This window comes from Sutterella parvirubra YIT 11816, from assembly GCF_000250875.1.
GTDB classification, from domain to species: Bacteria; Pseudomonadota; Gammaproteobacteria; order Burkholderiales; family Burkholderiaceae_F; genus Sutterella; species Sutterella parvirubra.
Window position 1 is genome coordinate 21,596 of sequence record NZ_JH604873.1, and the last position, 8,220, is coordinate 29,815.

The 8,220-nt window shown below is 65.1% G+C and carries 7 protein-coding genes and 1 other RNA gene; 2 read left to right on the forward strand and 6 right to left on the reverse strand.

The genetic code is table 11. The features are described from left to right. Nucleotides 1-20: 20 nt before the first annotated feature. Nucleotides 21-1,397 (reverse strand): cadaverine/lysine antiporter, encoded by a 1,377-nt coding sequence (cadB, locus tag HMPREF9440_RS01655; protein WP_040763203.1) that lies wholly within the window; start codon nt 1,395-1,397, stop codon nt 21-23. 480 nt (nt 1,398-1,877) lie between these two features. Between cadB and HMPREF9440_RS01660 the strand changes: the two genes are divergently transcribed. Beyond that, complete coding sequence (locus HMPREF9440_RS01660; protein WP_008540862.1) at nt 1,878-2,069, forward strand: helix-turn-helix domain-containing protein; 192 nt, start codon at nt 1,878-1,880, stop codon at nt 2,067-2,069. 146 nt (nt 2,070-2,215) lie between these two features. Here HMPREF9440_RS01660 and HMPREF9440_RS01665 read toward each other — a convergent pair whose 3' ends face one another. The 5 genes from HMPREF9440_RS01665 to HMPREF9440_RS01680 all read right to left on the reverse strand — a co-directional run bounded on the left by HMPREF9440_RS01665 (nt 2,216) and on the right by HMPREF9440_RS01680 (nt 6,638). Beyond that, complete coding sequence (locus tag HMPREF9440_RS01665) at nt 2,216-2,845, reverse strand: winged helix-turn-helix domain-containing protein (RefSeq protein ID WP_008540863.1); 630 nt, start codon at nt 2,843-2,845, stop codon at nt 2,216-2,218. Between the two features lie 324 nt (nt 2,846-3,169). Beyond that, nucleotides 3,170-3,530: a transfer-messenger RNA gene (ssrA, locus tag HMPREF9440_RS10895) on the reverse strand. A gap of 21 nt (nt 3,531-3,551) precedes the next feature. Further along, nucleotides 3,552-4,187, reverse strand: a complete 636-nt coding sequence (locus HMPREF9440_RS01670) for an HAD family hydrolase (RefSeq protein WP_008540865.1) — start codon at nt 4,185-4,187, stop codon at nt 3,552-3,554. A gap of 214 nt (nt 4,188-4,401) precedes the next feature. Beyond that, complete coding sequence (locus HMPREF9440_RS01675; RefSeq protein ID WP_008540867.1) at nt 4,402-5,070, reverse strand: OmpA family protein; 669 nt, start codon at nt 5,068-5,070, stop codon at nt 4,402-4,404. Between the two features lie 242 nt (nt 5,071-5,312). Then, a complete protein-coding gene (locus HMPREF9440_RS01680) occupies nt 5,313-6,638 on the reverse strand; it encodes a TRZ/ATZ family hydrolase (protein WP_008540871.1) in 1,326 nt (441 codons plus the stop codon). A gap of 342 nt (nt 6,639-6,980) precedes the next feature. On the opposite strand from HMPREF9440_RS01680, the gene HMPREF9440_RS11785 reads away from it, so the two are divergent. Next, the coding region (locus HMPREF9440_RS11785) for a DNA gyrase subunit A (protein WP_281047924.1) at nt 6,981-8,220 on the forward strand (1,240 nt) is incomplete at its 3' end.

Below are 8,220 nucleotides of genomic sequence, written 5' to 3' on the forward strand. Positions count from 1 at the left end.
CGAATGCGTGATGCCGGACATCAGTCGTCGGCGGAGGCGAGGGTGGGCTGCTGGCCGACGAGGCTCGCCTGAGCGCGCTCGGCGGCGTCGACGATCGCCTGGTGCGTCCCCTTCTTCCAGGAGTAGAACATCAGGATCACGAGGCTCACGACGAGGGTGGCGACGAGTTCGGTGTTGCCCGCCCCGGTGAAGGCGATGAAGCAGAAGGCGCAGCCGAAGACGCAGGCGACGACGCTCACGAGGTTGCGGGTGCTCGCGCCCTCGATGCGCAGCAGGTTGATGCAGGAGTAGAAGTACGGGAGCATCGTGAGGAGAACCGCGATGCCGGTGAGCATCCCGAAGAGGTCGGAGGCCTTCCCGTCCGAGGACATCGAGTTGATGGCCGTGAGGACGAGCATGAGGATGGTCATCTTGACGGAGGCGAGGATGAGGCCCTTGCGCGGGATCCCGTTCTTGTCGAGTTCGCCGTAGATCTTCGGGAAGTTGCCGTCCTTGGCGGCGCGGGCGCCGGCCTGCGAGACGAGCATCATCCAGGAGCCGAGCGAGGTGAGGCAGGCGAGCGCGGTGAAGGCGGAGACGACGGGCGCGGCCCAGTCGCCCACCATCGTCGAGGCGCTCACCGCGAAGGGCGCGCCCGAGGCGGCCATCACGTCCGCCGGGAACATGCCGGCGATCACCTGCGAGGCGAGGATGTAGACCGTACCCGCGAGGCACGTGCCCAGCATGGTGGCGAGCGGAACGGTGCGCTTCGGGTTGTCGACGAGACCCGTCGAGACGGCGGCCGATTCGATGCCAACGAAGGCCCAGAGGCAGAAGAGCACGCTCTTGATGACGGCGCTCACGTCGGTCGTGCCGGACGTGTTCCAGTTCTGGAGGTAGAGCTGCGGGTCGAACCAGAACCAGCCCGCAAAGGCCGTGCCCACGACGGGAATCAGCACCGCGATGAGGCCGAGCGTCGAGAGCTTGGCGACCCAGCTGCCGCCCAGCATGTTGATCAGCGTGAAGATCCAGACGATGGCGATGCAGGTCAAGCCCGCGGCCACCGGGCTGTTGAGGATCGGGAAGAAGACGTAGAGGTACGAGACGGCGGTGATGCCGATCGCGAGGTTGCCGATCCAGTTGGCGTGGTAGTAGAGCACGCCCGTCTGGAAGCCGAAGACCTGGCTCACTTCGCCCGCGTAGGCGATCGGGCCGCCCTGCTGCGGGTTGACGGTCGCGAGACGCGCATAGACGTAGGCGAGCGAAAGGGCGCCGATGAGCGCGATGATCCACCCGAAGATGGCGATGGAGCCGAGCCCGGCCAGGTTGGCGGGCAGGAGGGCGATGCCGGAACCCATCATGTTCCCGGCGACGATGCCGGTACATGCGACGAGACCGATTTTCTTAGCTGATGACATTTTGCGTTTCCTTGGGGCCCGTCCGCTGACGGGCCGGTTGAAGAAGTCGCTCTTCATGGAGGGCCCGTTGCCGGGGCCGCCGTGATTTCGTCGATCAGCATGAACGTGTTGATTTTTAAAGAAATCAGGGGGTCATCAGTTCGTCATTCGTGATGCCGAAATGAGAAAAAGGGGACGTGAAGAGGTCCCTCCGGAAGAAGGAACGGGCGGTACGCCGGTCGCTCCGAGCGCCCCGGAAACGCGGGGGCCGGGTTCGGATGGGAGCTTCGCCCTCGGCGTGAAAAGGGGTGGGAAAAGGGGGGCGCCCGAAGGACAAACTGGTCGGGGGCCTTTGGAAACACGAGGGGCCGATCTGATGACGCGCTGATCGGGTCCTGATAAAATGATGACGAACGTGAGAAATCGCTTCTCGCGCAAAGGAAGATCGGAAAACCGTCTTCAAAAGATCAGGAAAATATCAGGAAAACATCAGGAGGACTTATGAACGGCTCTAGACTTCAGCAGATCCGCGAAGCGCTCGGCCTCTCGCAGGACGAACTCGCCGACATCGTGCGCGTCTCCGCGCGTCTCGTGAACGCTTGGGAACACGGCGAACGCCCGATCCCCGCGGTCGTCGAACGGATGGTGACCCGCTTCGTCGCGCACGGCCTCGCCAACTTCGCCCCGAACTGACGAAGGGGGTTCCGCATGGGTAAAGATCGAAAAGCCCGAAAAGCCCGAAAGCCTCAGGCCGAGGCGTCCCGAAAACAAAGGGGACCGGTTTCGAATGCCGGTCCCCTTTCTTTTCGGAGCGCCTCCTTCGGGCTCTTCCGCAGGCGTCAGTAGAGCGTCTTCTTGAAGCCGAGCGCGGATTCGTTCAGCCAAAGCCCCCGGGCGAAGCTCGCGAGGCGCGAGCCCACGCTCTCGTGCGCGTCGTCGGCAGCGGATGCCGAAGAGGCTGAGGTGGCTGCGGACGCCGGTGCGCCGGAGGTGTTCCGGTGGTTGAGGTCGCCGGGGTGCATGTCGGTGTGGGCGGTGGGGAGGTCGGCGGCCGCGGGAGCGGTCCGGAGGCCTGCGGCGGGCGTGGCGACTGCGGAGGGTGCTGAGGCGGGATCGGGTGCGGGTGGCGACGTCTCTTCCGAGAGGATTTCGACGTCGGCCACGAGCCGGTAGCCGCGTTTGGGGATGGTCTGGATGTAGTTCGGGCAGTCGTTCGCGGGTCGGCCGTCGCGAAGCGCCTTCCGGAGCTCAAAGACGCTTTGGTTGATGGCCTGGTCCGTCACGAAGGCGCGGTGCCAAACCGATTCGACGAGCATTTCGCGGCTCACGACCGAGCCGCGGTGCTCCACGAAGCATTTCAAAAGATCCGTCAGGCGGGGCGGCAGAGGGCACTCGCGGCCTTCTCTGCTGATGGAGTTGGCGGAAGCGTTGACCAACCATTCGCCGACGAAGAAGCGCGTGTCACACATGGCATTCTTCCTTTGAGCAAAAGCCGTTTGACCGCGGCGCCGCAGGTGGGGGTCTGGTCGGCCGGGACGTCTCCTCGTCCCGGGGGCGGGCGCCGCGCGCAAAAAGACGGCCTCCCCGTGGGGCGGCCGGACCGCGCGGCCGCAAGATCGGCCAGCGCGAATGTTCAATCTAGATAGTAATACCTAGGGCTCCATCTGGCAACCATGATGCGGAAGAAAGGCGTGATTGTCCGGCTTTCGGCGGACAAAAAAGCGTTCGCGAATTTTACGCGGTGCGGATATGAAAAAGCCCCGGTACCGTTCGGCACCGGGGCTCATGGTGTTTGGTGGAGGCGGCGGGAGTTGAACCCGCGTCCGGAAACCTTTTTCTGTTGGTTCTACATGCGTAGCCGAAAGATTTGGGTCTTACCGCGCACCCTGCCGATCGGCGGGCCGGTGCGCAGCCAGCTATCTAAGTTTCGGACGTCCGGCGACAGCCAACGGACGACCTAGATCCTGTCAAATGATGCTGCCGTCAGTTGCCTGACCCGGCCCAGGACCGAACCGGTGCAGCATCCCGCCATTAAGCGGCGAGAGCGAAACGCTTGTTGTTGGCGTTTATTGGTTTGCAGCGGATTTACGAGGTGACTGCACCTCGGCATGCCCCACACAGCGTCCGCGTCCCCGTCGAAGCCAAGGCGCCCCCTTGTGTGGACTTGTCAGTCTATCACAGGGCAAGAATTTCTGCGGCGAGTTCCGCCGGATCGCCCGCGAGGATGCGGGCCTGCGCCGCGTCCAAAGGCGTCTTCGCGTAGCCCCAGCGCACGAGCGCGGCCGGGATGCCCGCCGCGGCCGCGGCCTTCGCGTCCGTCGGTTCGTCGCCGACGTAGAGCGCGTCGTCCGTCCCGAGCGTCCTCATGGCGAGGCGGATCCCCGCCGGGTCGGGCTTCATGGCGGATCCGGGCGAGTCGCTCCCCCAGAAGCCCGAGAGAAGCGGCATGAGTTCCAACCCCTCCAGCACGCGCCCGGCGAGGGCGACCGGCTTGTTGGTGACGACGGCGAGCGTCAACCCTTCGGCGCGGAGTTTTTCGAGCATCGCCCGCACGCCCGGATAGGGGCGCGTGAGGTTCGCGCACCCGGCGGCGTAGTTCGCGAGGAACTCCTGCCGGAGGGCTTCGTCCGATATGCCCAAGACGGCGTCGACCAGTGCGGCGCTCCCGCGGCTCGCGACCGGGCGGAGCGCCTCCGGGTCGACCGGATCGAGACCGCGCGCGGTGCGGAGCGCGTTCGCCGCCGCGGCGAGGTCCGGGGCGGAGTCGACGAGCGTGCCGTCGAGGTCGAAGAGGATGAGCTCGGGGCGCATGAGGAATATGGAGTTCGGTAAAAAGTGCAAAATTCCGCAAATCCGCACAGGGTCCTCAAAGAAACGGGCGGAAGGCGAACAACGCCTGACGGCGGCGGACGATGACGGACAACGACGGATAAAAGAAAGCCCCCGCGGGTCGGTGGGACGCGACGGGGGCTTCGTGGTTGCCGCGGGAGGCTTGACCGGCCTTCAGCGCGGCTCGCAGCCGAAATTATTCGGCAGGACGGGAACCGATCACTTCAACGACGGCGCGGCGGTTCGGCGCGAGGCACTGAACGAGCTGCTTGAAGTTCTTGATCTGACCGTTGCGCGAGGGATTCGGGCAGTTGACGACCGGATCCTGTTCGCCCTTGCCTTCCGTCTGGATGAGGGACGCGTCGACGCCCTTCGAGACGAGGTAGGCCTTCACGCTTTCAGCGCGCTGCGCGGAGAGCTTTTCGTTGAACTTGTCGGAACCGATGCGGTCCGCGTAGCCCGTCGAGAGCACGACTTCGAGGTCGACGCCGGCGATGCGGGAGACGAGGTCGTCAAGGACGGCCTGGCCTTCGGGCTTGAGCGTGGAACGGTTGTAGTCGAAGAGCATGTCGGCCGAGAAGGTCACCTTTTCGGCGGCCTTCGGAGCGGCGGGTTCTTCCGGAGCCTTGCAGGCGGCGGCGTCGAGGATGTCGGCGTCGCAGGCGCAGCCCGCGCCGTCACGGCCCATGGCTTCAGCGAGGGCGGGCGTCCAGAAGCCGGTGCGCCAGCAGAGGCCGTAGCCGCTCTTCAGCGTCGTGCCGTTCGCCTGAACGTAGGGATTGACCGCGTCGGCCGCAAAGGCGGCGCCGGAGACGGCGAGCATGACGGCGGCAACAACGCCACCAATTTTCGCGGAAGTCTTCATATTGTTTTCCTCTTGAAAAAAGGGAATGGACGATTTTGTGTTGTGCGCCAATGGATCAAAGCCGAAAGGTCAACCAAAACCTTGTGGAACGCGCGGGAAATCAAAGGGGAACAGTCCCCCTTGCCCCTCAGGTGCGCTGTGTCCTCGCGGATTAACTATAGAGTGAATCCTCGGTGGCGTAAAGGCGCGCTGCCTGAGCGGGACGGGGGCGCGCGGTCGACGCGCCTCTAATCTCGGTCCGTTCAAAGCATATTTTGCCACTTGCGAGCGACGGATTGTAGCGATTCTGCAGAAATGTTTCCTCGGAAACTCCGGGACTGCTTCTGCGTGGCGATCAATTCTCCCGCCACCCAGGTGTGCGTGACGGCCTCGCGTCCGGCGGCGTAGAGAAGCTGTGCGGCCGGATCCTGAACGGGAAGTGCTTCGACGCCGGAGAGGTCGACCGCGATCACGTCGGCGGCCTTCCCGGGCTCGAGCGACCCGATCTCGGCATCCCAGTGAAGGGCCTTCGCGCCGCCCATCGTCGCGGCGTAGAGCATCTCGTGGACGGTCGCCGAGGTCGTGTCGCCCGCGACCGCCTTGGCGAGCATCGCGGCGAGGCGCGTTTCACCCAGCATGTCGAGCTTGTCGTTGCTCGCGGCGCCGTCGGTGCCGATCCCGACGTTGACGCCGGCCGCCAAAAGCTTCGCGATGGGCGAGAAGCCCGAGGCGAGCTTGAGGTTCGAGCACGGGCAGTGGCAGGTCGAGGCGCCCGCGGCGGCGAGCATCGCGATGTCGGCGTCGTTCAGGTGCACGCTGTGCACCGAGATGAGGCGGTCGTTCACGAGCCCGAGGCGCTGCAGGCGCTCCAACGGACGCACGCCGTGGTCGCGGATCGAGTCGGCGACTTCGCCCGCCGTCTCATGCACGTGCATGTGAATCGGGGCGTCGTACTTTTCGGAGAGCTCCGCGCAGCGCGCGAGCGTCGCGTCGGACACGGTGTAGGGCGCGTGGGGCGCCACGGTCGCGCGGACCATGCCTCCCGACTTGTACGTCTCCAGAATGTCCAGGGCGCGCTCGAGATACTCCTCGTCGGTCTTCGCCCAAGCCGAGGGGAAGCCGATCGTGAAGGCGGAGACGGCGCAGCGCAGACCCGCGCGGCGAAGGCCCTTCGCGGCGGAGTCCGGGAAGAAGTAGTGATCCGACGTCGTCGTGACGCCGCCCGAGGCCATTTCAAGCCCCGCGAGCCAGCTCCCTTCCTCGACGAATTCCGGGCTCATCAGCTTCCCTTCGGCGGGCCAGATCTTGGTCGTGAGCCAATCCATGAGCGGGAGGTCGGCGCCCAAGCCGCGCACGAGGTTCATCGCGGCGTGCGAATGCAGGTTGACGAGGCCGGGCATGACGAGCCCGTTCGGGAGCGAAACGACGTCGTCCGCGGTCCAGTCCGCGCGCACCTCGGCCGTCGGCGCCACGAGCGCGATGCGGCCTTCCCGAAGGACGAGCGCGTGATCTTCGAGGACGACCCCCTGGGGGACGATCGGCAGGACCCAACGGGCCTCAATGATGGTGTCGGCGTGCATGGTGCGCATGGCCTCCGGATAGAGCGAAAGAAAAGTTGTCGGCGGCTATTGTAGACGCCGGGATCAGGGTGTTCAGGCCTCGGGGCGGCGCCCGTCCCTTTGGTACAATGAAACGTTTCATGAGGGATGATCCGGGCAATGCGCCGGCAGCCCGTCATCTGGGGCTCCGCGCCCCCGAAAAAGGAATTTTCGATGGACGACGACAAGTTCAACAACGAGAACGACGAGGACCTCGGCGCGACCGGCGCCGAAGACGCCGAGGAGACGACCGACGCGGCCGACGAGAACACCTCGCCCACTTCGGGCGACGCGATCGCGCAGGAGCTCCTGCCCGTCTCGGTCGAATCCGAAATGCGCCGCTCCTACCTCGACTACGCGATGTCGGTCATCGTCGGCCGCGCGCTCCCCGACGTGAGGGACGGCCTGAAGCCGGTTCACCGCCGCGTGCTCTACGCGATGAAGGAGATCGGCAACACGCACAGCGCGCCTACGAAGAAGTCGGCCCGCGTCGTGGGTGAAGTGCTCGGCAAGTACCACCCGCACGGCGACAGCGCGGTCTATCAGACGATCGTGCGCATGGCGCAGGACTTCTCGCTGCGCTACCCCCTCATCGAAGGTCAGGGCAACTTCGGCTCGATCGACGGCGACAACGCCGCGGCCATGCGTTACACCGAAGTGCGCATGGAGAAGATCGCCGCGCACATGCTCGCGGACATCAACGAGGACACGGTCGACTTCGTCCCGAACTTCGACAACTCCGAACAGGAACCGGTCGTTCTTCCGACGCGTCTCCCGCAGCTTTTGATCAACGGGTCTTCGGGCATCGCCGTCGGCATGGCGACCAACATTCCGCCCCACAATCTGCGAGAAACGATCGCGGCGTGCCTCCACTGTCTGCACAACCCCGACTGCACGATCGACAGCCTGATCGAACGCATGCCCGCGCCGGACTTCCCGACGGGCGGCATCATCTTCGGCATGGCGGGCGTGCGCCAGGGCTACCACACGGGGCGCGGGCGCGTCATCATGCGTGCGCGCACCCACCTCGAGGATTTCGGCAACGGCCGCACCCGCATCGTCATCGACGAGATCCCCTACATGGTCAACAAGCGCTCGCTCTACGAGCGCATGCATGAGCTCTGGCGCGACAAGAAGCTCGAAGGCATCAGCGAGATGCGCGACGAGTCGACCCGCCAGATCCGCATCGCGATCGACCTGAAGATGGGCACGATGCCCGAGGTTGTCTTGAACAACCTCTACAAGATGACGCAGATGCAGGAGAGCTTCGGCATCAACATGGTCGCGCTCGTCGACGGCCAGCCGATGCTCCTCAACCTGAAGCAGATGATCGAGTACTTCCTCGCGCACCGCCGCGAGGTCGTCACCCGCCGCACGGTCTTCCGTCTGCACCGCGTGCGCCAGCTCGCCCACTACCTGGAAGGCCAGGCGATCGCGCTTGCGAACCTCGACGAATTCATCCGCATCATCCGCGGGTCGCGCACCCCGGAAGAAGCCGCCGAGGCGCTCTACGGCCGCGGTTGGGATCTGGGCTTCGCCCGCGAAATCACCGCCCGCGCCCAAGGGTTCGAAA

Bases quoted from the DNA above. Each gene is read 5' to 3' on its own strand.
- HMPREF9440_RS01660 (WP_008540862.1), top strand. From the start codon at position 1,878: ATGAACGGCTCTAGACTTCAGCAGATCCGCGAAGCGCTCGGCCTCTCG.
- HMPREF9440_RS01675 (WP_008540867.1), bottom strand. From the start codon at position 5,070: ATGAAGACTTCCGCGAAAATTGGTGGCGTTGTTGCCGCCGTCATGCTC.
- cadB (WP_040763203.1), bottom strand. From the start codon at position 1,397: ATGTCATCAGCTAAGAAAATCGGTCTCGTCGCATGTACCGGCATCGTC.
- HMPREF9440_RS01670 (WP_008540865.1), bottom strand. From the start codon at position 4,187: ATGCGCCCCGAGCTCATCCTCTTCGACCTCGACGGCACGCTCGTCGAC.
- HMPREF9440_RS01680 (WP_008540871.1), bottom strand. From the start codon at position 6,638: ATGCGCACCATGCACGCCGACACCATCATTGAGGCCCGTTGGGTCCTG.
- HMPREF9440_RS01665 (WP_008540863.1), bottom strand. From the start codon at position 2,845: ATGTGTGACACGCGCTTCTTCGTCGGCGAATGGTTGGTCAACGCTTCC.